The sequence below is a fragment of the Stutzerimonas chloritidismutans genome (assembly GCF_051486945.1).
Classification (GTDB): Bacteria; Pseudomonadota; Gammaproteobacteria; order Pseudomonadales; family Pseudomonadaceae; genus Stutzerimonas; species Stutzerimonas chloritidismutans_B.
Map to the genome: position 1 here is coordinate 282,211 of NZ_JAHVDX010000002.1, position 23,858 is coordinate 306,068.

Genomic DNA, 23,858 nt, shown 5'->3' on the forward strand with positions numbered 1-23,858 from the left:
AGCAGCGATGACAGCCGTGTTTCAGGCCTGATGCCGGCTGAGTATAAACAGGAAAAATTCTCGTCTCCGAGTTTTTTTTGGCCGGCTGGCCAGGCGACTTAATTGGCATCCAGCCGCTTGCCGCATCGGCGGATCACCCGTCGCGACCCGCTATCGCGCCGCGCCCTGATATGCCGCCTCGATGGTTGCAATGCCGAGCTTACTCATGGTCATCATCGCCTCGAGACATGCCTGGCGGCCGGCTGGTTCAGGGCCTCCATCTACAGCCGCGGGATAAGATGCTTGCGCGCCATAGGGTTCGGCCGACCCAACCCACACGCGCCGCGCTGCGGCTGCCTGTGCCGAACCTACCCTCGACGGCAGATCACTCTGTCATCGGCGGGTACAAGCCCTTTTGCCCGTGCCGGGCTTGCGGCACACTTGCGCCCTTCGAGGGCCTGATCCCTTGCAGAGCGAAGCCCCTGTATGACCCGTTCGCCGATCCGCCGTTTGATCTTTTCCGTCGTGCGCCGCCTCCTGTACCTGTGGGTGCGCTCGGAGACCATCAACCAGTCCGCTTTCACCCTCAAGCTGGACCGCAGCCAGCCGGTGTTCTATGTCCTGCAGCGCGCCTCATTGAGTGATCTCGCGGTACTCGACCATGAATGCACCAAGGCGGGCCTGCCGCGTCCGGTGAGCGAAGTCGCGGTCGGCAATCACCTTGAACCCGCCGCCTTTATGTTTCTCAACCCGGCGGCCAGCTGGTTCGGCACACGCTCGCGCACCGTCACGCCTGAGCCGCTGATCCGCCTGGTCGGCGCGCTGGAACAGAACGCGGTGAACAACGCCCAGATCATCCCGGTCAGCGTCTTCTGGGGTCGCTCCCCGGATCGCGAAACCAGCGCCTGGAAATTGCTGTTCGCCGACAGCTGGGCCGTTACCGGGCGGCTGCGCAAGCTGCTCAGCATCCTGATGCTCGGACGCAAGACGCGTGTGCAGTTTTCCACGCCCATCCAGCTCAACGAGCTGGTCGCCCAAAACAAGGGACACGAGCGGACCCTGCGCATGGCCCATCGCATGCTGCGGGTGCATTTCCGTCACCAGAAAACAGCCGTGATCGGGCCAGACCTGTCGCACCGGCGAAACCTGGTGAAGGGTCTGGTGCATGCGCCCCAGGTCCGCCAAGCCATCCGCGACGAAGCCGAGCGCGAGGGCATTTCGATAGAAAAGGCCGAGGCGCGTGCGCTTCGCTACGGCAATGAAATCGCATCGGACTACGCCTACACCGCGGTGCGTTTCCTCGAAGTGGTCCTGTCGTGGTTCTGGAACAAGATTTATGACGGCATCCGGGTCAATCACCTGGAACCGCTGCAGGACGCGGTTCAAGGTCACGAGGTGATCTATGTGCCCTGCCATCGCAGCCATATCGACTACCTGCTGCTGTCCTACCTGCTGTTTCGCAACGGTTTGACGCCTCCGCACATCGCCGCCGGAATCAACCTCAACATGCCGGTGATCGGCAGCCTGCTGCGCCGCGGCGGCGCCTTTTTCATGCGGCGCTCGTTCAAGGGCAACCCGCTTTACACCTCGGTGTTCAACGAATACCTGCACACCCTGTTCAGCCGCGGTTTTCCGGTCGAGTACTTCGTCGAGGGCGGCCGTTCGCGCACCGGCCGCATGCTGCAACCGAAGACCGGCATGCTCGCGATCACGCTGCGCAGCTACCTGCGCTCGTCGCGGCTGCCGATATTGTTCGTGCCCGTCTACATCGGTTACGAACGCGTGCTGGAGGGGCGCACCTACCTGGGCGAACTGCGGGGTGCAGCGAAGAAGAAAGAATCGATCTTCGACATTTTCAAAGTGATCGGCGCGCTGAAGCAGCGTTTCGGACAGGTCTGGGTCAACTTCGGCGAGCCGCTGAAGCTCAACGAGTTCCTCGAACAGGAACAACCGGGATGGCGCCAGCAGAACCTGGCTCCCAGCTTCCGCCCGGAGTGGCTCAACGAAACGACCAACCGGCTGGCCGAACGCATCGCTCAGCGCCTCAACGAGGCGGCGGCGGTCAATCCGGTTAACCTCATGGCCCTGGCGATGCTCTCGACCAGCCGCCAGGCGCTCGACCGGCGCGCGCTGGCGCGCATCCTCGACCTCTACCAGAACCTACTGCGCGCCGTGCCCTACTCGCCGCATACCACCCTGCCGGAAGGCAACGGCGAAGCGCTGATCAGCTACGTCAAAGACCTGGACCTGCTGGCCGAACAGAAAGACGCGCTCGGCAACATTCTCTACCTGGACGAGCAGAATGCCGTCCTGATGACTTACTACCGCAACAATGTCATGCACATCTTTGCCCTGCCGGCGCTGCTTGCGAGCTTCTTCCAGAGCAGTTCGCGCATCAGCCGCGAGCAGATTCTGAGCTACACGGAGGCGCTGTATCCCTATCTGCGTGCCGAGCTGTTCATTCGCTGGGAACTCGAAGAGCTGGGTTCAGTGGTCGATCAGTGGCTCTACGCCTTTGTCGAACAAGGCCTGCTCAAGGTCGACGGTGACGTCTACACCCGGCCGGCGCCAAGCTCACGCCAGTTCGTATTGTTGACGCTGCTGGCGCGGGCGATCGTGCAGACACTGCAACGCTTCTACATGGCCATCTCGTTGTTGCTGAACAGCGGTCAGCACAGCCTCAACGCCGAGGAGCTGGAAACGCTCTGTACGGTCATGGCACAGCGCCTGTCGATCCTTCATGGATTGAATGCCCCGGAGTTTTTCGACAAGAGCCTGTTCCGCCACTTCATCAAAACACTGCTGGAACAGGACGTGCTGCGCCAGGACGCCAATGGCAAGCTCGGCTATCACGAGAAGCTCGGCGAATTGGCCGAGGGCGTCGCCAAACGCGTACTCCCCGCCGAGATCCGGTTGTCGATCCGTCAGGTGGCGCTGGAACCTCATCATGACGAGACCGACACTGCACCAGTTGCTTAGCCGCCGAACGCCATCGAGGCGGTTCGACTCTGAGCTGCTTTGATGAACACCACGGCGCTGGCTGGGCCAAATCACGCTGGCCAGACGGCGGCAGAAAGTGGCGACACGTCAAGCCGCTAAGGTCTACGAGCATGCGAAGCGCCGCATAAATCCTTTAGCATCGTGCGCGGCGCTTGCCGTCGCTTACCCAAACGCCCACTTCCAAAGGTATCCCCATGCTTCGCTTCTCAACGCTCATCGCCGCCCTGCTGATGTCCGCCAGCAGCTTCGCCCTTTCCCTCTCCGAACTCAGTCAGGGCGATGCGTCCAAGGCCTTGAAAGATGCCTTGAGCCAGGGCACTAAGGTCGCGGTACAGCAGCTCGGCCGGCCGGGCGGGTTCAGTAACGACCCGGCCGTGCGCATCGAGCTACCGGGCAACATCGGCAAGGCTTCGCGCATGCTCAAGATGATGGGTATGGGCGCGCAGGTCGAGGAACTCGAGACCGGTATGAACAAAGCCGCCGAGGCCGCCGTGCCGCAGGCGCAGGCGCTGCTGCTCGACGCGGTGAGCAAGATGACCGTATCCGATGCCAAGGCCATCCTGGCGGGCGGCGACGACTCGGCAACGCAGTACCTGAACCGCACCAGCCGCGAGCAAATCCGCGCCAAGTTCCTGCCAATCATCAAGCAGGCCACCGACAAGGTCGGTGTGGCCCAGCAGTACAACGCGCTCGCGAGCAACGCCTCGGGGCTCGGCGCGGTGGACCCGCGCTACAGCAGCGTCGAAGGTTACGTCACCGAGCAAGCGCTGGACGGGCTGTTCACTGTGATTGCCGAGCAGGAAGCCAGCATTCGCCAGAACCCTGCACAGGCCGCCACCAACATGGCGAAAAAGGTCTTCGGCGCGCTCATGGGTAACTGAGAGGTTCCGAGTCGGGATGTACCACGGAGAGAAATTCAACGCCTGGACGCATCTGGCCGGAGGCGTGCTGGCCTTGATCGGAACGGTCTGGCTACTGGTTCTCGCGGCGCAGGACGGTGACCCGACCAAGATCGTCAGCATGGCGATCTACGGCTTCACACTGGTGCTGCTTTACAGCACATCCACGCTCTATCACAGCGTGCGCGGCCGGGCGAAGGTGGTCATGCAGAAGCTCGACCACCTGTCGATCTACCTGCTGATCGCCGGCAGCTACACGCCCTTCTGTCTCGTCACCCTGCGCGGTAGTTGGGGCTGGTGGCTGTTCGGTGGCGTCTGGACGCTTGCCGTGGTCGGCATGTTGCAAGAGATCAAGCCGCGCTCTGAAGCGCGGGTGCTGTCGATCGTCATTTACGCGGTGATGGGGTGGATCGTCATCGTCGCAGTCAAGCCGCTACTCGCCGCGCTCGGCACATCCGGCGTCGCCTGGCTGGTCAGCGGTGGCGTGGCGTACACCGCCGGGATACTTTTCTTCGCCTATGACCAGCGTTTTCGCCACTGGCACGGCATCTGGCATCTGTTCGTCATCGCCGGCAGCCTGCTGCACTTCGTGACCATCCTGCGCTATGTGGTTTAGCCATTACGATCATGAGCCGGGTGCATGATCCGGGGAGAGTCGGCCACCTCCACCGGACCGATAAAAGCTGACATTTTCGTAAGCTCGCTGACAGCAAAAGCCGCGCCGTTACTGGCGCGCAGGCGGGGAACGACCGAGGATCATCCTGGTCAGGTTTAAAACAAGGCACGCAATGTTTTGTTACCAACCGACAACGAGGATGAACGATGAACAACTACGCCCGCTTCGGCGCGATGATCGCCACCTCCACGCTGGTCATGTTCGGCCTGATGTACCTGAACACCTACGCCCTGGACCACATCTTCTTCAGCGAAACGCGCGCCTACATGGCCGTGGTCATGGGTGCGAGCATGGCTATCGTCATGCTGGCCTTCATGCTCGGCATGTATCAAAAACGCGGCGTGAACCTTGGCATCTTCCTGGGCAGCGCAGTGGTTTTTGCCGGCGCGCTCTGGCTGGTGCGCAGCCAGCAAACGGTCGACCAGGTGTCCTATATGAAGGCGATGATTCCACACCACTCGATCGCCATCATGACCAGCGAACGCGCCACCATCCGCGACCCTCGCGTGCGTGAACTGGCCGACGGGATCATCCAGACCCAGCGCGAGGAAATCGCCGAAATGAAGCAGCTGATCGAGGAGCTCGAAGGCAAGAATTGAGGCCGATCTTCAAGCGCCGGGACGGAACAGCAGGCTGAACTCGGTCCATCCGTCCTGGCTGTCGCATCTGATCTCTCCGCGGTGCGCCTCGATGATCGAGCGCGTGATCGCCAGCCCCAGCCCGGCGTTGTTCGGGCCGCCTTCCCGGCGTGCTGGGTCTACCCGGTAGAAGCGATCGAACAACCGCGGGATGTGCTGCGCCGCGATGGTTGCCCCCGGGTTGCCGATACTCAGCGCCACGCCAGCGCTTTTCGCCTCGATGACGACACGGATCACCCCGCCGTCTGGCGTGTAGCGCAGCGCGTTGGACAGCAGGTTCGACAGCGCCCGGTGCAACATTCCCGCGTCCCCCTGAATGGTTGCCGCACCGGACAGCCGTATCTGTACGCCACGGTCGTCTGCAGTCATCTGATAGAACTCGATCAGCTGTTCGCACAGCCTCCCGAGATCGACTGGGCGGGCCTGTGGAATGATCAACCCGTTGTCGGCTTTGGCGAGAAACAGCATGTCGTCGATCATGCGAGCCATCCGCCGGAGTTCTTCAAGGTTCGAATGCAGATTGTCCTGGTAGTCGTCAGCGCTGCGGGCGCGGGTCAGCACGACTTCGGTGTGGGTCATCAGGTTGGACAGAGGCGTGCGCAACTCATGAGCGATATCCGCTGAAAAATTCGAGAGCCGGACGAAGGCATCTTCCAGGCGCGCCAGCATCGCGTTGAAGGCTTGAACCAGGGGTTGCAGCTCCGCAGGGGCCGACTCAGCGGGGATGCGCTCGGTCAACGACTTGGCCGATACCGAGGCCGCCACCTGGGTGACCTCCTGCAGCGGGCGCAGGCCGCGTCGCGCCAGCAACCATCCGAGCAGGCCACTGAGCAGCGCACTGATCGCGAGCGCCGTCCACAGCCAGCCCATCAGGGTATGGAAGAACAGCCGGTGCGTGGTGACGTCCAGCGCCAGTTCGATACGCACCGGCTGGCCTGCCACCTCGACCACCGCGGCCCGACGGCGCCAGACCCGGCTCGCATCGTCAGTCGCCGCCGCGCCGTGCCCGTGGCCGCTGGCAGAAACCGCGTCACCTCCGGCCGCAAAGCGCACCTGGCCATCGGCATCGAGAATGCGCACCGCCAGGTCGCTATGGCCGCCAAGCAAGGCCTGCAGTTGCGGGCGCAGTCGGTCGAACCCGGCCAGATCGTCCAGCGAGTGCAGCATTTCGCGGCTGGCCTGGACCTTTTCTTCAAGCGTCTGCCGGTCGAGTTCGTCGAAGTGGTGCTGGCTCAACTGCTGGAAAAAGACGCCCGCCGCGCCCAGCACGCCGGACACCGCCAGCATGAACATCAGGCTGAGCCGAGCCGTAAGCGACAGCCGCTTCATGCCGCATCCGGGTCATCGAGCAGATAGCCCATGCCACGTGCGGTGTGGATCAGCTTTGGCTCGAAGCCGTCATCGATCTTTGCGCGCAGCCGGCGGATCGCGACCTCGATGACGTTGGTGTCGCTGTCAAAATTCATGTCCCAGACTTGGGAGGCGATCAGCGACTTGGGCAGTACCTCGCCGCGACGGCGCAACAAGAGCTCCAGCAAAGCAAACTCCTTGGCCGTCAGGTCGATGCGCTGGCCGGCGCGGATGGCACGGCGCTTGAGCAGGTCGACCTCCAGATCGGCGATTTTCAACTGCGTCTGCAAGGCGGCAGCGTTGCCGCGCCGGAGCAAGGTGCGCACGCGTGCCAACAGTTCGGAGAAGGCAAAGGGCTTGACCAGATAATCGTCCGCGCCAAGTTCGAGGCCGCGCACGCGATCTTCCACACGGTCACGCGCAGTGAGAAACAGCACGGGCAACTCATGTCCGGCTGCGCGCAGCAGGCGCAGCACTTCCCAGCCGTCGAGGCCCGGCATCATCACATCGAGTATCAGCAGGTCATACGGCGTGCTCAGCACCAGCTGCAGCGCGTCGGTGCCACTGGTGACACGGTCGACGGTAAACCCGGCTTCGCTCAAGCCTTGCTGCAGGTACATCCCGGTTTTCGGCTCGTCTTCGGCGACCAGCAGTTTCATCGCATCGTCCTCCCTGCCCAGGCCCGAAGTGTGCCGCGATCAGGATCGGCGAACCACAAACTGACAGAAAAGTAATCTTCCGCTCAGCTTTCCGAAAGCCTCGTCGCGCTATCGTCGGGCCATTGGAGAGCCAGGCATGACGGCACTTGACCTTGCCATATTGGCAAGGTTGAAGATGCTGGCCAGCCGGAATGTGCCGGCGTGCTTCGCGGAGGTTTTTATGAACACCACCACAGTGCTTCAGGTTCAAGGCATGACCTGCGGTTCTTGCGTTCGTCACGTTACACAGGCGCTGACGCCGTTGGCTGGCGTCGAGTCGGTGAGCGTGGACCTTGAGGGCGCGCAGGTGAAGGTCGACGGCAACCCCGACGTCGCCCTGCTACTCGAGACCCTGACCGAGGCTGGCTACCCGGCCCAGCTCGCCAGCGGCGCGACCTTCGGTGCTCCGCGCAAGGGCGGTTGCGGCGGGGGTTGTGGTTGTCGCTGATTGATTCAATTGGAGTACCTCTCATGCGATCGAAAACATCGAAGTTTGCACTCATCACCGCGCTGCTGATGGCTGGCAGCGTACAGGCAGCCGAGGTCATTGACGTCCACCGCGACGCCAACTGCGGCTGCTGCAAGGACTGGATCAAGTACTTGCAAGCCAATGGCTTCGAGGTGCGTGACCATGTCGAGCAGGACATGAGCGCGGTCAAGCAGCGCCTCGGCGTGGCCCCCCGGCTGGGCTCCTGCCACACCGGCGTGATCGACGGCAAGTTCGTAGAAGGCCATGTCCCGGTAGCGCAGATCATGGAACTGCAGCAGCGGGAGGATCTCATCGGCGTTGCCGCGCCGGGCATGCCGGCCGGCTCGCCGGGGATGGACTACGGTCAGCCAGCCCAGGCCTACCAGGTCATCGGATTGACCCACGCCGGGAAAGACGTCGTGCTCGCCGATTACCCGGCCAAGTAAACAAGGCCGTCCAGCGCCGCTTTCAGGGCAACGGACGGCGCAGCTTTTCTTCAACAGGATCAGACAGGCCGCCAATGCCCAGCCACGCCTCTCGCAGAACCTTTATTAAACGCTTGGCCGCAGGCGGCGTCATCGCGGGCCTCGGCATCTGGCGCCAGCCTGCTTGGGCCGTGGCGCGCCCCGGCCAGCCCGGCGAACAGGGCGTACTCGCGGGTACTCAGTTCGACCTGACCATCGACTCGCTCGAAGTCGACTTCAGCGGGCGTGCGCGCACCGCGATGGCGATTAACGGCAGTATTCCCGGGCCGTTGCTGCGTTGGCGAGAAGGCGATGAGGTGACGCTGCGCGTGCGCAACCGCCTCCCTCAGGACACTTCCATCCACTGGCACGGCATCCTGCTGCCGGCCAACATGGACGGCGTACCCGGATTCAGCTTCGCTGGCATCGCCCCGGGCGGCCTGTATGAATACCGCTTCAGGGTGAAGCAGAGCGGCACCTACTGGTATCACAGCCACTCGGCTTTCCAGGAGCAGCTGGGCGTCTACGGCCCTCTGGTGATCGACCCGCTCGAACCTGAGCCCTTCGAATACGACCGCGACTACGTGGTCATGCTCAGCGACTGGACAGACGAAAGCCCCGCCCGGGTGCTCGACACGCTGAAGAAACAGTCCGACTACTACAACCGTGGCCGACGCACCCTCGGCGACTTTATCGGCGACGTGGCCGAGCAGGGCTGGCGCGACAGCCTGAGCGAGCGCTGGGCCTGGGCGCGGATGCGCATGACGCCCACTGATCTTGCCGACATCAGCGGCGCCACCTACACCTACCTGCTCAATGGGCAGGCCCCGGACGGTAATTGGACTGGCCTGTTCGAGCCGGGTGAGCGCGTCCGGCTGCGCCTGATCAACGGCTCGGCGATGACCTATTTCGACTTCCGCATTCCCGGCCTCAAGCTCACTGTGGTCGCCGCCGACGGGCAATATGTCGAGCCGGTGACCGTCGATGAGGTGCGCCTTGCGGTCGCCGAAACCCTCGATGTGATCGTCGAGCCGGATGGCCGCCAGGAAGCCTACACCCTGTTTGCCCAATCGATGGATCGCAGCGGCTACGCGCGCGGCACGTTGGCCTTGCGTCGAGGCCTGCAGGCTCCGGTGCCTGCGCCCGACCCACGCCCAGAGCTAAGCATGGATGACATGGGTCACGGCGGCCACGGCGCGCACGGCTCCGAGAAGACTTCACACGGCAACCAGCCGGCGATGGCTCACGGCGACAAGCAGCGCAGCCACGGCGCGACTGGGCATGGGCATGAGCATGGGCAGACGGATTTGGGTGGGCCTCACGCCGGCATGCACCATGCGGGTATGCCGCACGCGGCGGCACCACACGGCAACCGGCAGATGCAAGCGCACCCAGCCAGCGAGACAGACAACCCGCTGGTCGACATGCAGACCATGATGCCCGTCGCCAAGCTGGACGACCCCGGCATTGGCCTGCGCAACAACGGCCGCCATGTGCTGACCTACGCCGACCTGCGCAGCCGCTTCCCCGACCCGGACGGCCGCGCACCGACGCGAACCATCGAGTTGCACCTGACCGGCCACATGGAGCGCTTCTCCTGGTCATTCGACGGTATCCCGTTCGCCAATGCCGAGCCGATCCAGCTGAGCTACGGCGAGCGCGTGCGCTTCGTGCTGGTCAACGACACGATGATGCACCACCCCATCCACCTTCACGGATTGTGGAGCGACCTCGAGGATGAGCACGGCTGCTTCCAGGTGCGCAAGCACACTATCGACATGCCGCCGGGGTCACGACGCAGCTACCGGGTCACCGCCGATGCGCTCGGCCGCTGGGCTTATCACTGCCACATGCTGATGCACATGGACCTGGGGATGTTTCGCGAGGTCCGTGTCGAAGAAGCGGCTCACCTCAACCCGGCGCCTTCGCAGGAGCATCAGCATGACCATTAGGATCGCGGCACTGATCGCCCTCAGCCTGACCGCGCCGCTGAGCCTCGCTCAGCAGGGCATGGAACACGGCCGGCACGGCCATCATCACAACGCTAGTACGGGCGGGCATTCCGCCCACTCCCACAACCCGCCGCCAGCCACCGGCGTACCGCCCGGCGAGGCCGTGCATTCGCCCATCCCAACGATTACTGACGCGGACCGCCGCGCTGCCTTTCCCGACCTCGCGCCCCATGCCATGCACCAGGGCGGCGCGCATTTCTTGTTTGTTGCCGATCAGTTGGAGTGGCAGGACGCCGACGGCGGCAATGCGCTCGCCTGGGATCTTTCCGGGTGGTACGGCGGCGACATCGACCGCCTGGCCTTTCGTTCCGAAGGTGAGCGCACCGATGGGCATACCGAGGAAGCCGAACTGCAGCTGCTCTGGAGCCATGCCATCGGCCCATGGTGGGAGACCGTCGCAGGCGTGCGACAGGACTTCAAGCCTGGATCCCCACAGACCTGGGCCGCCTTCGGCGTTCAAGGCACGCCGCTGTACGGTCTGGAAACCGAGGCCACGGCCTTTGTTGGCGAAGGCGGTCAAAGCGCCCTGCGCCTGGAAGCCGATTACGATCTTTTGCTGACCCAGCGCTGGGTACTGCAGCCTACCGCCGAGGCCAATTTCTACGGGCGCAACGACGAGACCCGTAACGTGGGATCAGGCCTGGCCGAAGCCAGCGTCGGGCTGCGCCTGCGCTACGAAATCTCGCGGCAGTTTGCCCCTTACGTCGGCGTGACTTGGAACCGCTACTACGGCAATACTGCCGACCTCCAGCGGGCCGACGACGAAGACACCCGCGAAGCACGCCTGCTCGCAGGTATCCGTTTCTGGTTCTGAGGCTCGACACATGAATGCCATCCTGACACTGACGTTGGGCGCATTGGCCGTGGCAATCGCGGGCAGCGCGGTGGTGTATTTCGGAGTGAATGACGTCGGCGCGGATACCCCGCACTCCGCCCCGGTTCACGCGGTGCTGGAGATGGCACGCGAGCGATCCATCGCCGTTCGCGCGGCAGAGCTTGAGGTTCCGGAGTTGGGCACCACCGAGCTGATCCGCTCAGGTGCAGGCAACTACGCTGCCATGTGCGTCGGTTGCCACCTGGCACCGGGCGTAGCGCCGAACGAGTTGAGCCAGGGTCTCTACCCTGCACCGCCGAATCTGGCTGAAGCGACCGATGAGTTCGACCCAGCGGCGACCTTCTGGGTCATCAAACATGGCCTTAAATCCACCGGCATGCCGGCCTGGGGAAGGTTCATGGAAGATCACTACATCTGGGGGCTGGTTGCCTTCATCGAGCAGTTGCCGTCACTTACGCCGCAGGAATACCAAGCGCTGGTCGACACCAGTGGCGGGCATCAGCACGGCGGCGGCGAAAGCGACATGCACGGCACCAGTGGTCATGAAGGCAACACCCACCACGCGCCGGCCGCTCCCTCTGCAACGCCTGCTGAGGCAGGCGAGAGCGATGCTCACCACCATGCCGATGGCAGCGAGCACGCTCATTGACGCTCAGCGCGTTCCTGCTCCGTCTGCATAGGCCTCGCGCCAGTTGCTGTAGCGCGGGTCTTCCCACACGCGCCGGTGCAGCCGCGACATACCCTCCGGGTCGTTGAGCAACCGCCAACGCGTCGCTTCAGCGGCACCGCGCGGCCCCGCCTCCAGCACTTCCTTCAAGCGCGCCTCGCGCAAGCGATCCGCCGCGGCCACGGCCTTGGCATGGCGAGCCCGCGCCATGGCGCAGACCAGCGCGTTGTAGATTGGGTTGACTGCCGCCGCGACGAAGCCGTCACGCAGAGCCTCATCGTTGTTCTGCACCGTGTATCGATCCGTCGCGGCCAGCTCTGTTGGCGGCTGGTGTTCCTCGGGGATCAGAAACAGTTTCATCCGCCGAGTGGCCAGGCCGGGCGTGGTGCGGCTGGTCAGGACTGACACTGGCGCCGACAGCAGCAGCGACACCACGATGGGGGCCAGCCACCAGAGAAACGCTGGATCAAGCCAGGCGACCAATCCCGTCCAGAGCGCACCGAGCAGCATTTGCGGCCCATGCCGACGCAGCGCCTCGCCCCAATGCGTGGCGTTGTCGGCACGTTGTGGAGACTTCCACTGCACCGACCAGCCGAGGAAGGCGGCGGTCACGAACACCGTGTGAAAAAGCATCCGCACTGGCGCGGCGAGCATGGAGAACAGCGTCTCGAGCAGCATCGACAGGAGCACGCGGATGCGTCCACCGAACTCGTCGGCGCCCTGAATCCAGATCAGCAGCACGCTCAGCAGCTTGGGCAGGAACAGCAACGTCAGCGTCGCCGAGAACAGCGCGATCGCTTCCTGTGGATGCCACCGCGGCCAAAGCGGGTAGAGCTGGTTGGGCTGCAGGAAATACTCCGGAACCATCAGGGTGTGGATCGCCAGCAACCCGGTCGAGAGCGCGAGAAAGGTGAACCACAGCGGCGCCGACAGGTAGGACATCACCCCAGTGAGGAACACGAAGCGATGCACCGTGTGCATGCCCTTGACCAGGAACAGACGGAAGTTCATCAGGTTGCCATGGCACCAGCGGCGGTCACGTTTGAGCTCGTCGAGCAGGTTGGGCGGCAGTTCCTCGTAGCTGCCCGGCAGGTCGTAGGCGATCCAGACTCCCCAGCCGGCACGGCGCATCAGCGCCGCCTCGACGAAATCGTGCGAAAGAATGTCCCCAGCGAACGAGCCCTTGCCCGGCAACGGCGCCAAGGCGCAATGCTCGATGAAGGGTTTCACCCGGATGATCGCGTTGTGGCCCCAGTAGTGCGATTCCCCGAGCTGCCAGAAGTTGAGCCCAGCGGTAAACAGCGGCCCATAGACGCGCGTGGCGAATTGCTGCATGCGCGCATAGAGAGTGTCCATGCCCGATGCCTTTGGTGCGGTCTGGATGATGCCGGCGCCCGGGTTGGCTTCCATCAACCGAACCAGGCTGGTCAGGCAGTTGCCGCTCATGACGCTGTCCGCGTCAAGCACCACCATGTAGCGATAGCTGCTGCCCCAGCGCCGGCAGAAGTCATCGATATTGCCGCTCTTGCGCTTCACCCGGCGCCGGCGGCGGCGGTAGAAGATATGGCCGAACCCTTCGACGTCCCGGCAGAGTTCGAGCCAGGCCTTCTGCTCGGCCACGCAGGTATCCGGGTCGTTGCTGTCACTGAGTACGAAGATGTCGAAATGGGCGATCTGCCCGGTAGCCTTGAGCGATTCGTAAGTGGCGCGCAGGCCGGCGAACACCCGTGGCACATCCTCGTTGGCGATCGGCATCACCAGCGCCGTGCGGGCCTCGCGCGGGATCGGCTCATCGCCCAGGGTGCTGGCTGAGATGTTGTAGCGGTCACGCCCCTTCAGTAGCTGGATGAAGCCCATCAACGCCGTCCAGAAGCCGACCGACACCCAACAGAAGAGCAAGGCGAACAGCAGCAAGATGCTGGTCTGCACCACGTAGGGGAGGATCTGCCGCGCCGATTCCTGAAGCGGTTGCTGGTAGACCTCCTGCAGGTCGACCAGCGCCCAGCCCTGGTACGGCAATACCGACTTCATGTGCCAGGTGGCGACCGCCGTCTGAACCAGCATCAGCAGCAGAAGGATGCTCCGGCGCACGGCCGCGACCCGTCGCCAGCCGGTGCGCTCGACAACCGGCGCATCGGCGACGGTGCGGTTCTTTCGCAACAGCAGCCGCCACCAGCGGAGCTGCAGGATGCTGGTGTGCCACGGCTCCGGGACCATGCGCGTGCGCACGATTGGCGGCGTCGAACGTATGCATGTGCGGCCCTGATGATCCGGCCCGAGCGCGCCTGCACGCTCCAGGGTGTCGTGCCAGCCGAGCCGCAGGCGCGCCGGGACGCTTGCCATCGGCGCATCCACAGCCGTACCACTCTGCTCCTGGCCGCCTGCCAGCAGCCGATGCAGGTCATCCAGTGCGGCACCACCCTGCTCCGCCTGCTGCGCCAAGGCACGACGCTGCTCGGCGGTCATTGGCATCTGTTCGAGGTAGCCGCCGACGATGGGCGGTGTGGCGACGTCATTCATTGGCAGGGATCTGGTAGGTCCAGGTTTCCGAAAGCGTGTTCTCGCCTTCGACCAGTGCCGCACGCAGTTCTACCGGCCGCGCCGCGTCACGCACGTGCAGGCGCAGCGTCAGGCGCCAGCCCCCGGTGACCGGGTTGTGCCGCAGATTGTTTTCCACCAACTCGGCATTGTCATCGACGCTCACCCGCGTGCTGACCATTGCATCGGCTGGCAGCTTGGCCAGGTTAGGGCCAACAAAGTCGACGATCAGCGCGGTGGTGCCGTCTGGCTGGCGGATCAGGTTCGATTGCTTGACGTCACCTGTCGACAACCGCGTCTGCTTGACCCAGGCGAGTTCCGGGTCATGTAGCCCCGGCTCGTTCATGCTGAAGTGCAGCAGGTAGCCAAAGTCCAGCGGCTCGCCCGGCTGAGGCTGCTCGTCCGGCACCCAGAAGGCGACGATGTTGTCGTTGGTCTCATCCGGTGTGGGAATCTCGATCAGCTCGACATGGCCCTTGCCCCAGTCGCCCCGTGGCTCGATCCAGCCGCTCGGGCGCAGTTCGTACCGATCGTCCAGATCCTCGTAACGGGAAAAGTCGCGGGTGCGCTGCAGCAGACCGAAGCCGCGCGGATTCTCCGCCTGGAAGCTGCTGACCGACAGTCGCTTGGGATTGTTCAGCGGTCGCCAGATCCATTCTCCGTTGCCGTTATGCACCGCAAGGCCGTCGGAATCGTGCAGTTGCGGCCGATAGTTAAGCTGCGGGCTGGGCTGGTTCGAGCCGAACAAATACATGCTGGTCAGTGCGCCGATGCCAAGTTTTTCCACTGGCTGGCGAAGGAATACGCGTGCCTGGACATCAACAGTGCTGTCCTTGCCGGGCGTGACCACCAGCCGGTAGGCACCCGTAGCGCGCGGCGAATCGAGCAACGCATAGATGACGAGGTTGCGGCGGTCGGCCTGCGGGCGCTCCAGCCAGAACTCGCGAAACCAGGGAAACTCTTCGCCGCCCGGCAAGGCGGTATCGATCGCCAGGCCTCGGGCCGACAGGCCATAGACCTGGCCCTTGCCGACCACACGGAAGTAGCTGGCGCCCAGCATCGAAATCAGCTCGTCGGCCTTGTCTTTCTCGTTTAGCGGATAGAGCACCTTGAAGCCGGCGAAACCGAGGCCTTCGAGCGACTGGGGGTCGACCTCGACGTTGCCGAAATCGAACATCGCCGGGTCGTAGGTGACTTCCTTGACGCCGCTGGCGGTGATCTCGTTGATCTTCACCGGAACGTCGAAATGCATGCCCTGATGGTAGAACTGCACTTCGAACGGCGTCTCGGCGTCGTGCCAAAGCGCCTTGTCGTTGCGAAACCGCAGCTGCTCGTAGTCGCCGTATTTCATGTCGCGAAAGACAGGCTGCAGATTACTGCGTGGCGCGACGAAGCTTTCCTTCGCGAGCTTTTCGGCTTTTGCCGCCACGTCATCGATGCCAAATGCCCATGCCGTGCTGCTCAACAGCAGCATCGACAAGCTGAACGCTGTGGCGAGCGCTCCTTTACCAGATTTCATAATGATCCGTGCCACCTTGCCTCCTGAATGACCACGAATGCCGCTGGTCGTGAACCGCCAGCGATTGCCCTCTTTGGTCTGTCGGAATGGCAAATGATTCCCAACGGGGTGTAAAGGAATCGAAACAGCAGGTTGCGCACGGTCGAAACCGCTCTAATCCGCCTAACGCGACGCCTGGAATCCTTTGACATGCGCCAGCCAGACGTCGTCCAACCGCGTCTGCTCAATATCGATTCCATGCGCAAGCATGGCCTGGCGATGCTGTTCGATCTCGGCTTGCTGCTCAGCCAACGCACCGGAGTTGCCATCCAGATCGTGCATCTGTGCCAGCCCGAGGTGATAGAACCGCAGCACTTGCATCGCGTCCCTGTCGCCCGCCGTTACCCCAGCCTTGACCTGGTGCATCTGGTTGGTGATGCGCATCAGGCTGCGCTTGAGGCGCCAGCCATAAACGGCGCAGGCCATCCAGCGCTGCCGCGCGTAGACCAGGCGCACCAGTGCGGCCGTCACCAGAAATCCTGCCACCACACCCGCGATGTTGTAGCGAAGGTTGTCGCCGCCTGGTCCCCCAAACGCGGCCACAGCCAGCATGGCGAAACCCATCGCCGTTATCGCGAAGGTGGCAATGACAGCGAGGCTGCTGCGCCGCGTCTGCTGGCGATAGCGCTCGGGGTTCATCGGTTCGATCTCGAATATCACCATCCGGCTGTTTCCTCCTTTGCGGCCCGAGGCCAGGGTCTGACGCGTCGACAAGGTGCGCATTATTATCCACTGCCACGCCCGGCGGTTGCTCCAGGGCAATCGCTTCCCACGGAGATGGATATGCGCCGACTCGTCACACCTGCTGATTTCGATCGCGTCTACGACATTTACATGGCCGAACCCGTCGTGAGGTACTTGGGCTTCGACTCTATGCCGCGAGAGTCCTTCGCCACAGTGTTCGATCCGCTTTTTGAAAGCGGCTGTTTTTACGTGTACGAGATCGACGGTGTGGTGCAGGGCTTTTATCAAGTGCAACGGCACCGCGGGCGCGCCGCGCACGTGGCCTACCTAGGTACCCTGGCCGTCGCCCCGAACGCGCACGGAAGCGGTATAGCCAAGGCGATGATGACCGACGTGCTGACCCGGCTGCGCAGCACCGGCATACGCCGCGTCGAATTGACGGTCGAGGCGGACAATGCTCGCGCCATTGCCTTCTATGAAAAGTTTGGGTTCAAGCACGAAGGCACCCAGCGCGCCGCCTACAAGCGGGCACTAGAGCCTGGATATGTGGATGAATTGATGTACGGGCTGCTGTTCGAGAAGCCCTGAGGGCAACGGCGCGCCACCGGGGTACGCCGTCGCCCCCCACTCAGCCCAGCAGCTTGGTGGTCAGCTTTGCGACGTGTTCGCCTTGGAAACGGGCGATGGCCAGCTCCTTTTCCGACGGCTGCCGCGAGCCGTCGCCGCCGGCGATGGTCGAGGCACCGTAAGGCGTGCCGCCATTGACCTCGGAGATATCGAAGAACTCGCTGATGCCGTATCCGGTCGGCACGATCACCATCCCGTGATGTGCCAGCGTGGTCCAGGTCGAAGTGATGGTCATCTCCTGGCCGCCACCGGTGCCGGTGGAAGTGAACACGCTCCCCACCTTGCCGTGCAGCGCGCCTTTCGCCCAGAGGCCACCGGTCTGGTCGAAGAAGGTGCGCATCTGGCTGGACATGTTGCCGAAGCGCGTGGGCGTGCCGACGATGATCGCGTCGTAGTCGGCCAGCTCCGCCGGGCTCGCGACCGGCGCCTGCTGATCGACCTTGCCGCCAGCATTCTTGAACGCCTCCGCTGGCATGGTTTCGGGCACACGCTTGATGGTCACGTCGGCACCCTGCACGCGGCGCGCACCTTCGGCTACCGCATTGGCCATGGTTTCGATGTGGCCGTACATCGAGTGATACAGCACGAGAACTTTCGCCATTTCGCTTTCCTCTTCCTGGTTGTGATTGATCTGTTCGTTTCGCTCAGCGGATATCCACCAAAACGATTTCGCTGTCTTCCAATGCTTTGATCGTCAGCCTTTCTTCGTCCCGCACGGCGACACCGTCGCGCGCCGCCGCGACCTGCCCGCCAATCTCGATGCGCCCGCTGGCGGGCACCAGATAAACCTTGCGATCCGTGCCGATCGCGTATTCGGCAACCTGGCCAGCCAGAAGTGTCGCGGCGACCAGACGCGCATCGGCGCGTATTGGCAGCGCGTCATCGTCATCCGGCATGCCGCTGGCAAGGGTCACGAAGCTGCCGGCCCGCTCACCTTCCGGAAACGGTCGCGTGCCCCATGCGGGTGGCAGGCCGGCGCGGTCCGGGTGAATCCATATCTGGAAGATCTCGGTGGCTTCGTCCTCGAGGTTGTACTCGCTGTGAGCGATGCCGGTGCCGGCACTCATGACCTGCACGTCGCCAGCCTCCGTGCGGCCGCGATTGCCCAGGCTGTCCTCATGCGTGATAGCACCCTTGCGCACATAGGTGATGATCTCCATGTCGCGGTGCGGGTGGGTCGGGAAGCCCGACTGCGGTGCGATGACGTCATCGTTCCAAACCCGCAGCCGTCCCCAGCGCATGCGCGCCGGGTCGTGATAATCGGCAAAGGAAAAGTGATGGTGCGCATCGAGCCAGCCGTGGTGGGCGGTGCCGAGCGACGCATAAGGACGAATCTCGATCATGAGCAGGTTTCCAGTGTGGCCGCCGGGCGACGCCCGGTAACGGAATGCGGCCATCTTCCATTCACTTGATCGCTATATGTGCGCATTTATCCGCTAGAAAATATCTACTCGCTCGATATATCAGCCGTCACGCAAGGAATTGGAACGTCTCGGCCAATACTTCGTCGGGGACCTCTTCAGGTAGGTAGTGCCCAGCCGGCAATGCTCGGCCGCGAACGTCCCGCGCCACGGCACGCCACTCGGCCAGGGGATCGAAACACCGCTCGATGACGCCGCGCGAACCCCAGAGCACCAGCAACGGCGCCTCGATTAGCCGGCCCGCAGCGCGGTCCTCCCGGTCGTGCTCAAGGTCGATGCCGGCGCTGGCGCGGTAATCCTCACAGAAGGCATGCGCGGTACCGGGCAGCTTCAGGCAACGCAGATATTCGGCGTAGGCGGCCTCACTGAAGGGATGCGCATGGTCCGGGCGCGTGGCCACGGCGGTCTGCAGGATAAGCTCCGGGTCCGCCTCGAGCAGCCGCTCGGGCAGCGGCGCCGGGCGGATCAGGAAGAACCAGTGCCAGTAGGCGCGGGCGAAGGTCTCATCGGTCTGGTTGTACATCGCCAGTGTCGGCGCAATGTCCAGCAGGATCAGCCGCCGAACTACCGCTGGGTGATCCATGGCCAGGCGATGGCTGACGCGGGCGCCGCGGTCATGCGCGAGAATGTCGAACCGCTCGAAACCCAGCCGGCGCATCAATTCGACCTGGTCGCGCGCCATCTCGCGTTTGCTGTAGGCGACATGGTTGTCGCCACCGTCCGGTTTGCTGCTGTCGCCGTAGCCTCGCAAATCGGCAGCGACCACGGTGTAACGCTCCGCCAGCTGGTCGGCCATGCGATGCCAGATCACATGGGTTTGCGGGTAGCCATGCAGCAGGAGCAGCGGCGGACCGGTGCCTCCCTTGCGATAGTTGATCCGCACGCCGTTGACGTCGCATTCGCCGCGCTGGAATTGCTCGAACATCGGACCACTCCTCAGAGATGAATCCTAAGCCTAGGCGCAGATTCACTAAGCGCAACGGTCAGCGACTGATCAACCCAGCGCCAGCGGCAAGAACAGTGCGATCAGAATGCCCAGCAAGCTCATGCCCAGCGCGGCGAAGGCGCCACATTCGTCGCCCTCCTCCAGCGCCCGGGCCGTGCCGATGGCGTGTGCGTTGATGCCGTAACTCAAGCCTCGCGCCGCCGGATGATCGACACCTGCCCAGCCCAGCAAGAGCGGCCCCAGGGCGGTGCCGATGACGCCGGTGAGCATGACGAACACGGCGGCCAGCGATGCCAGGCCACCCAACTGCTCGGCCACCAGCATGGCGATCGGCATGGTGGCGGCCTTGGGTGACAGGCTCATCAGCACCGTCAGGTCCGCGCCCAGCGCACGGGCGATTACCAGCGTCAGTACGACGCCAATGACTCCGCCGCTAAGCAGCGTGATGACAATCGGCCAGAACAGCTGCTGGATGCGGCGAATATGCCGGTACAACGGCACCGCCAGCGCTACGGTCGCCGGCCCGACCAAGATTGCGATCATCGAGGCATCGGCCCGGTAGCTCGCGTAATCGATGCCGCACAGGTAAAGCGTGCCGACCACCAGTAGCATGCCGACCAGCACCGGTTGCAACACCAGCCAGCCGCTGCGCCGATACAGAGCCAGCGCCAGCTGGAATGCGATGAGCGTCAACGCCACGGAAAACAGCGGATGATCCAGCGTCATGGCCCAGACGCTGCGCCAGTCGACTTCGCTCATGCCCGGTCCTCCGCTTTACGGTCCATGCGATTGATCAGCTTCTGCATCAGCCAGCCGCAGAAAGGGACGGTCACTACCAGCGACAGCACCAGCCCGGCGGCAATGGCGGGAAGGTCGGCAAACAAGGCGTCGCCGCTGGTCATGATTCCAGCGGCCGGGACGATCAGCAGCAGCGGCAGGTATTGCAATAGCAGTGCGGCGGTCTTTTCCAGCGGCTCGGGAATGCCTCGGCGCAACAGCAGCAGGACGAACAGCAGCACCATACCGATGATGGGCCCCGGCAGGGCCGGCAGTACGGAAATATTGATGGCACTGCCAAGCAGCTGCAGCACGACTAGCCAGGTCAGCCCTTTGAGAATCATGAACGAATCCTTCAGCGGATGAATCGAAGCGGCCATCATGCCGCGCCAGGCGCCGGACGGCACGCCCGGACTATTACCCGGCGCCGGGGCAGCGAAACAGGCGCAGGTCGCGCTGGAAAAAGCGGATCAGTCCTTCAGACCGCCGCGACCTGAGGTCGCAGCGTGCAGTCACGGGCTGCACAGCGCGCCTGCATCCGCCCCGCTGGGCCGGGCCTTGGCGATGTAGAAGCCCCGTTCCGTCTGGCTCCCGGCCCATCTGATCCGTATTTTTCCGCGTTACCTGAGCCTGTTATGCAACCGGCTCGCACCCGATCATCCCGGCCGCCTGACTTGCCTGACGGGGCCACCCATGAACGATCGTATTCCAGCCACGCTCATCGACACGCTCAATGCGCGCTCGCCCATCCGCCTCACGCCGGCCCAGGCGGGCGGGCCCATCCACACACGGTTTTTCACCGGCCGCTATCGCGACCTGCGCCGGATAGGCGCCGGGCTCCTGCTGGTGCTGTTCTTCGCGACCCAGTGGCTCACCTGGAACGGCCGGCAAGCCGTGCTCTGGGATCTCGGCCGCCAGCAATTTCATATCTTTGGCGCAACCTTCTGGCCGCAGGACTTCATTCTGTTGTCGGCCCTGCTGATCATCGCGGCCTTCGGCCTGTTCTTCATCACAGTGTTGGCCGGGCGCGTCTGGTGCGGCTATACCTGCCCACAGAGCGTCTGGACCTGGATCTTCATGTGGGCCGAACGCGTCACCGAAGGCGACCGTCACCAGCGGATCAAGCTCGATGCCGCGCCCTGGTCCCTCGTGAAACTCGCGCGGCGCAGCGCCAAGCACGGCATCTGGCTGGCGGTGAGCCTGGCAACAGCCCTCGCATTCGTGGGTTACTTCACCCCGGTGCGCTCGCTGGTCGTCGATCTGTTCAGCCTGCGGCTGGGGTCCGCCGAGGCGTTCTGGCTGTTCTTCTTAACCGCCGCGACCTACCTCAACGCCGGCTGGCTGCGCGAGAAGGTGTGCCTCCACATGTGCCCTTATTCGCGCTTCCAGAGCGTGATGTTCGACCCGGATACCCTGATCGTCAGCTACGACGCCGCCCGCGGTGAAAATCGAGGGGCGCGACGCAAGGACAGCGACCCGCGCACGCAGGGACTCGGCGACTGTATCGATTGCACCCTGTGCGTCCAGGTCTGCCCTACCGGCATCGATATCCGCGACGGGCTCCAGCTCGACTGCCTGAGCTGCGGTGCCTGTATCGACGTGTGCGACAGCGTGATGGACAAGATGGGTTACGCCCGAGGGCTGGTTCGTTATAGCTCCGAACGCGCGATGGCCGGCGGCCGCACCCGCCTGCTGCGCCCCCGGCTGGTCGGCTACGCCGCCGCGCTGCTCTTGATGATCAGCGGCTTCATCTGGGCGTTGTCGGCTCGACCGATGCTGTCGCTGGACGTGACGCGCGACCGCACGCTGTATCGCGAAAATACGCTCGGCCAGATCGAGAACATGTACAGCCTCAAGGTCATCAACAAAACCCAGCAGGCGCGCCGCTATCAGGTCGCGCTCGATGACGGTCACTTCGAATTGAACGGCCCACGCGAGCTGAAGTTGGCGCCGGGAGAGATCGTCGACGTGCCGGTGAGCGTCGCGCTGCTCGACCGGGCCACGCCACTCGGCGAGCTGCGATTCGAGGTCAACGATGCCGGCGACCCGAATAGCCATGTGAGCGCACCGAGCACCTTCATTGCGCCGCGAATCCGCTAACGCACGCCAGCACGGGGTATCGCTTCACCGCGTGCCCGCCTAGCATCGCTGGGGCGGCACGCACCCCATGACATGAACGAGCGAGACGGCTGAATGAAGCGCTACGAACGATTCGCCGACGAAATCGCCGAGCTGATACGCAGCGGCGTGCTGGCGCCCGGTGAGCGCGTGCCCTCGGTCCGCCACGCCAGCCGTACCCATGGCGTCAGCCCTTCGACCGTATTTCAGGCGTACTACCTGCTGGAGGATCGCGGCCTGATCCAGGCGCGACCGCGCTCGGGATATTTCGTCCGCGAACACGCCAAGCGGCCGCTGCATGAACCGGAGATCAGCCCGCGCCTGAGCGAGACCACCGAAGTCGATGTCAGTGAACTGGTGTTCTCCGTGCTCGCCTCGCTACGCGACCCGGACACCGTGCCCTTCGGCTCCGCCTTCCCCAGCCCGGACCTGTTCCCGCTGCAGCGCCTGGCACGCTCGATGGCACACACCGTCCGGCAGATGCCGGCGCGCGAGGTGGTGGCGGAGATGACCAGCGGCCACCCCGACCTGCGTCGCCAGATCGCGCTGCGTTGCCGGCTCAGCGGCGTCGTGCTGACGATGGATGAACTGGTCATCACCACCGGCGCGATGGAGGCGCTGAACCTCTGTCTGCAGGTGGTCACCGAGCCGGGCGACCTGGTCGCCATCGAGGCGCCGGCCTTCTATGCCACCCTGCAAGTATTGGAACGCCTCAAGCTCAAGGCCGTGGAGATCCCCGTCCACCCGCGAGATGGCATCGATCTGGACGTGCTGGCAAGCAGCCTGGCGAGCCTGCCGATCAAGGCCTGCTGGTTCATGAGCAGCCTGCAGAACCCGCTTGGCGCGAGCATGGGCGAGGCAAAGAAGGAGCGCCTCTATGCGCTGAGCCAGCGGCATCAGGTGCCGCTGATTGAGGATGACGTCTACGCCGAGTTGTACTTCACCCGCGAGCCGCCGAAGCCGGTAAAGAGCCATGACCGCGACGGGCTGGTGATGCACTGCGGCTCGTTTTCCAAGAGCCTGGCGCCGGGCTACCGGATCGGCTGGGTGGCCGGTGGCCGCTACGCCGACCGCATCAGCCGGCTGAAACTCATGACCACCCTCTCACCTTCAGTGCCGGCCCAGGCCGCCATCGCCGACTACCTGCAACACGGCGGTTACGACCGCCACCTGCGCCGGCTGCGCCACGCACTGGAGCGTCAGCAGGGTGAAATGCTCGCCTCCGCAGCGCGGCATTTCCCGGCCACCACCCGCGTTACCCGGCCCAGCGGTGGGTACTTTCTATGGTTCGAATTTCCCGAAGCGGTCGACTCGCTACACCTGCTGCAGATGGCGCTGGCCGAAGGCATCAGCCTGGCGCCGGGGCCGATCTTCTCGGCGACGCGGCGCTTCGGCAACTGCGCCCGACTGAATCATGGGCATCCATGGGACGCGCGCTGCGAGCAGGCCATGGCATCGCTGGGGCGAATGATCCAATCCTTTCGCCCCTGAGCCGCCGGTGC

General features: G+C 63.8%; 22 protein-coding genes. 12 read left to right on the forward strand and 10 right to left on the reverse strand.

What is annotated here, in order from left to right; genetic code table 11:
• Positions 1-465 precede the first annotated feature (465 nt).
• From plsB to KXR72_RS08395, 4 genes are all read left to right on the forward strand, one after another.
• Positions 466-2,958, forward strand: a complete 2,493-nt coding sequence (gene plsB, locus KXR72_RS08380) for a glycerol-3-phosphate 1-O-acyltransferase PlsB (protein ID WP_437420650.1) — start codon at positions 466-468, stop codon at positions 2,956-2,958.
• 215 nt (positions 2,959-3,173) lie between these two features.
• The gene (locus tag KXR72_RS08385) at positions 3,174-3,860 is read left to right on the forward strand and encodes a DUF4197 domain-containing protein (protein WP_437420651.1); all 687 of its coding nucleotides are present in this window, start codon (positions 3,174-3,176) and stop codon (positions 3,858-3,860) included.
• 16 nt (positions 3,861-3,876) lie between these two features.
• Complete coding sequence (gene trhA, locus KXR72_RS08390; RefSeq protein WP_437420652.1) at positions 3,877-4,494, forward strand: PAQR family membrane homeostasis protein TrhA; 618 nt, start codon at positions 3,877-3,879, stop codon at positions 4,492-4,494.
• Between the two features lie 206 nt (positions 4,495-4,700).
• Positions 4,701-5,153 (forward strand): DUF305 domain-containing protein, encoded by a 453-nt coding sequence (locus KXR72_RS08395; protein ID WP_437420653.1) that lies wholly within the window; start codon positions 4,701-4,703, stop codon positions 5,151-5,153.
• A gap of 9 nt (positions 5,154-5,162) precedes the next feature.
• Here the strand turns inward: KXR72_RS08395 and KXR72_RS08400 are convergent, their stop codons facing one another.
• On the reverse strand, positions 5,163-6,521 hold the full coding sequence (locus KXR72_RS08400; protein ID WP_437420654.1) for a heavy metal sensor histidine kinase: 1,359 nt from the start codon (positions 6,519-6,521) through the stop codon (positions 5,163-5,165).
• Positions 6,518-7,201 (reverse strand): heavy metal response regulator transcription factor, encoded by a 684-nt coding sequence (locus tag KXR72_RS08405; RefSeq protein WP_437420655.1) that lies wholly within the window; start codon positions 7,199-7,201, stop codon positions 6,518-6,520. Before KXR72_RS08405 ends, KXR72_RS08400 begins: the two co-directional genes overlap by 4 nt.
• 220 nt (positions 7,202-7,421) lie before the next feature.
• On the opposite strand from KXR72_RS08405, the gene KXR72_RS08410 reads away from it, so the two are divergent.
• From KXR72_RS08410 to KXR72_RS08430, 5 genes are all read left to right on the forward strand, one after another.
• On the forward strand, positions 7,422-7,688 hold the full coding sequence (locus tag KXR72_RS08410; protein WP_437420656.1) for a heavy-metal-associated domain-containing protein: 267 nt from the start codon (positions 7,422-7,424) through the stop codon (positions 7,686-7,688).
• A gap of 23 nt (positions 7,689-7,711) precedes the next feature.
• Complete coding sequence (locus tag KXR72_RS08415; protein ID WP_437420657.1) at positions 7,712-8,155, forward strand: DUF411 domain-containing protein; 444 nt, start codon at positions 7,712-7,714, stop codon at positions 8,153-8,155.
• Positions 8,156-8,229: 74 nt separating this feature from the next.
• Positions 8,230-10,125, forward strand: a complete 1,896-nt coding sequence (locus KXR72_RS08420; RefSeq protein ID WP_437420658.1) for a copper resistance system multicopper oxidase — start codon at positions 8,230-8,232, stop codon at positions 10,123-10,125.
• Positions 10,115-10,999, forward strand: a complete 885-nt coding sequence (locus KXR72_RS08425) for a copper resistance protein B (protein WP_437420659.1) — start codon at positions 10,115-10,117, stop codon at positions 10,997-10,999. Before KXR72_RS08420 ends, KXR72_RS08425 begins: the two co-directional genes overlap by 11 nt.
• A 10-nt stretch (positions 11,000-11,009) precedes the next feature.
• A complete protein-coding gene (locus tag KXR72_RS08430) occupies positions 11,010-11,669 on the forward strand; it encodes a c-type cytochrome (protein WP_437420660.1) in 660 nt (219 codons plus the stop codon).
• Between the two features lie 3 nt (positions 11,670-11,672).
• Here KXR72_RS08430 and mdoH read toward each other — a convergent pair whose 3' ends face one another.
• From mdoH to KXR72_RS08445, 3 genes are all read right to left on the reverse strand, one after another.
• Positions 11,673-14,207, reverse strand: coding sequence for a glucans biosynthesis glucosyltransferase MdoH (mdoH, locus tag KXR72_RS08435; RefSeq protein ID WP_437420661.1), 2,535 nt, complete (start codon positions 14,205-14,207; stop codon positions 11,673-11,675).
• Positions 14,200-15,699 carry a glucan biosynthesis protein G gene (locus tag KXR72_RS08440; RefSeq protein WP_437421324.1) on the reverse strand — a complete coding sequence of 500 codons (1,500 nt, stop codon included), beginning with the start codon at positions 15,697-15,699 and terminating at the stop codon, positions 14,200-14,202. The genes mdoH and KXR72_RS08440 overlap by 8 nt, the downstream gene beginning before the upstream one ends.
• Positions 15,700-15,906: 207 nt before the next feature.
• A complete protein-coding gene (locus KXR72_RS08445; RefSeq protein ID WP_437420662.1) occupies positions 15,907-16,446 on the reverse strand; it encodes a DUF3087 domain-containing protein in 540 nt (179 codons plus the stop codon).
• A gap of 120 nt (positions 16,447-16,566) precedes the next feature.
• Between KXR72_RS08445 and KXR72_RS08450 the strand changes: the two genes are divergently transcribed.
• The gene (locus KXR72_RS08450; RefSeq protein ID WP_437420663.1) at positions 16,567-17,055 is read left to right on the forward strand and encodes an N-acetyltransferase family protein; all 489 of its coding nucleotides are present in this window, start codon (positions 16,567-16,569) and stop codon (positions 17,053-17,055) included.
• A gap of 40 nt (positions 17,056-17,095) precedes the next feature.
• Here the strand turns inward: KXR72_RS08450 and wrbA are convergent, their stop codons facing one another.
• The 5 genes from wrbA to KXR72_RS08475 form a co-directional block, all read right to left on the reverse strand.
• On the reverse strand, positions 17,096-17,695 hold the full coding sequence (gene wrbA, locus KXR72_RS08455; protein WP_437420664.1) for an NAD(P)H:quinone oxidoreductase: 600 nt from the start codon (positions 17,693-17,695) through the stop codon (positions 17,096-17,098).
• 43 nt (positions 17,696-17,738) lie between these two features.
• Positions 17,739-18,437, reverse strand: coding sequence for a pirin family protein (locus KXR72_RS08460; protein WP_437420665.1), 699 nt, complete (start codon positions 18,435-18,437; stop codon positions 17,739-17,741).
• 127 nt (positions 18,438-18,564) lie between these two features.
• Positions 18,565-19,440 (reverse strand): alpha/beta fold hydrolase, encoded by an 876-nt coding sequence (locus tag KXR72_RS08465; protein ID WP_437420666.1) that lies wholly within the window; start codon positions 19,438-19,440, stop codon positions 18,565-18,567.
• A gap of 69 nt (positions 19,441-19,509) precedes the next feature.
• Positions 19,510-20,220, reverse strand: a complete 711-nt coding sequence (locus KXR72_RS08470) for an LrgB family protein (RefSeq protein WP_437420667.1) — start codon at positions 20,218-20,220, stop codon at positions 19,510-19,512.
• The gene (locus KXR72_RS08475) at positions 20,217-20,582 is read right to left on the reverse strand and encodes a CidA/LrgA family protein (RefSeq protein ID WP_437420668.1); all 366 of its coding nucleotides are present in this window, start codon (positions 20,580-20,582) and stop codon (positions 20,217-20,219) included. Before KXR72_RS08475 ends, KXR72_RS08470 begins: the two co-directional genes overlap by 4 nt.
• A gap of 349 nt (positions 20,583-20,931) precedes the next feature.
• On the opposite strand from KXR72_RS08475, the gene ccoG reads away from it, so the two are divergent.
• Together ccoG and mapR are read left to right on the forward strand one after the other, a co-directional pair.
• On the forward strand, positions 20,932-22,338 hold the full coding sequence (ccoG, locus tag KXR72_RS08480) for a cytochrome c oxidase accessory protein CcoG (protein WP_437420669.1): 1,407 nt from the start codon (positions 20,932-20,934) through the stop codon (positions 22,336-22,338).
• A 93-nt stretch (positions 22,339-22,431) separates the two neighbouring features.
• Complete coding sequence (gene mapR / locus KXR72_RS08485) at positions 22,432-23,847, forward strand: GntR family transcriptional regulator MpaR (protein WP_437420670.1); 1,416 nt, start codon at positions 22,432-22,434, stop codon at positions 23,845-23,847.
• Positions 23,848-23,858: the final 11 nt, after the last annotated feature.

What these genes read in the sequence shown, in the direction of transcription:
- plsB (WP_437420650.1), top strand. Translation starts at nt 466, where the DNA reads ATGACCCGTTCGCCGATCCGCCGTTTGATCTTTTCCGTCGTGCGCCGC.
- KXR72_RS08385 (WP_437420651.1), top strand. Translation starts at nt 3,174, where the DNA reads ATGCTTCGCTTCTCAACGCTCATCGCCGCCCTGCTGATGTCCGCCAGC.
- trhA (WP_437420652.1), top strand. Translation starts at nt 3,877, where the DNA reads ATGTACCACGGAGAGAAATTCAACGCCTGGACGCATCTGGCCGGAGGC.
- KXR72_RS08395 (WP_437420653.1), top strand. Translation starts at nt 4,701, where the DNA reads ATGAACAACTACGCCCGCTTCGGCGCGATGATCGCCACCTCCACGCTG.
- KXR72_RS08400 (WP_437420654.1), bottom strand. Translation starts at nt 6,521, where the DNA reads ATGAAGCGGCTGTCGCTTACGGCTCGGCTCAGCCTGATGTTCATGCTG.
- KXR72_RS08405 (WP_437420655.1), bottom strand. Translation starts at nt 7,201, where the DNA reads ATGAAACTGCTGGTCGCCGAAGACGAGCCGAAAACCGGGATGTACCTG.
- KXR72_RS08410 (WP_437420656.1), top strand. Translation starts at nt 7,422, where the DNA reads ATGAACACCACCACAGTGCTTCAGGTTCAAGGCATGACCTGCGGTTCT.
- KXR72_RS08415 (WP_437420657.1), top strand. Translation starts at nt 7,712, where the DNA reads ATGCGATCGAAAACATCGAAGTTTGCACTCATCACCGCGCTGCTGATG.
- KXR72_RS08420 (WP_437420658.1), top strand. Translation starts at nt 8,230, where the DNA reads ATGCCCAGCCACGCCTCTCGCAGAACCTTTATTAAACGCTTGGCCGCA.
- KXR72_RS08425 (WP_437420659.1), top strand. Translation starts at nt 10,115, where the DNA reads ATGACCATTAGGATCGCGGCACTGATCGCCCTCAGCCTGACCGCGCCG.
- KXR72_RS08430 (WP_437420660.1), top strand. Translation starts at nt 11,010, where the DNA reads ATGAATGCCATCCTGACACTGACGTTGGGCGCATTGGCCGTGGCAATC.
- mdoH (WP_437420661.1), bottom strand. Translation starts at nt 14,207, where the DNA reads ATGAATGACGTCGCCACACCGCCCATCGTCGGCGGCTACCTCGAACAG.
- KXR72_RS08440 (WP_437421324.1), bottom strand. Translation starts at nt 15,699, where the DNA reads ATGCTGCTGTTGAGCAGCACGGCATGGGCATTTGGCATCGATGACGTG.
- KXR72_RS08445 (WP_437420662.1), bottom strand. Translation starts at nt 16,446, where the DNA reads ATGGTGATATTCGAGATCGAACCGATGAACCCCGAGCGCTATCGCCAG.
- KXR72_RS08450 (WP_437420663.1), top strand. Translation starts at nt 16,567, where the DNA reads ATGCGCCGACTCGTCACACCTGCTGATTTCGATCGCGTCTACGACATT.
- wrbA (WP_437420664.1), bottom strand. Translation starts at nt 17,695, where the DNA reads ATGGCGAAAGTTCTCGTGCTGTATCACTCGATGTACGGCCACATCGAA.
- KXR72_RS08460 (WP_437420665.1), bottom strand. Translation starts at nt 18,437, where the DNA reads ATGATCGAGATTCGTCCTTATGCGTCGCTCGGCACCGCCCACCACGGC.
- KXR72_RS08465 (WP_437420666.1), bottom strand. Translation starts at nt 19,440, where the DNA reads ATGTTCGAGCAATTCCAGCGCGGCGAATGCGACGTCAACGGCGTGCGG.
- KXR72_RS08470 (WP_437420667.1), bottom strand. Translation starts at nt 20,220, where the DNA reads ATGAGCGAAGTCGACTGGCGCAGCGTCTGGGCCATGACGCTGGATCAT.
- KXR72_RS08475 (WP_437420668.1), bottom strand. Translation starts at nt 20,582, where the DNA reads ATGATTCTCAAAGGGCTGACCTGGCTAGTCGTGCTGCAGCTGCTTGGC.
- ccoG (WP_437420669.1), top strand. Translation starts at nt 20,932, where the DNA reads ATGAACGATCGTATTCCAGCCACGCTCATCGACACGCTCAATGCGCGC.
- mapR (WP_437420670.1), top strand. Translation starts at nt 22,432, where the DNA reads ATGAAGCGCTACGAACGATTCGCCGACGAAATCGCCGAGCTGATACGC.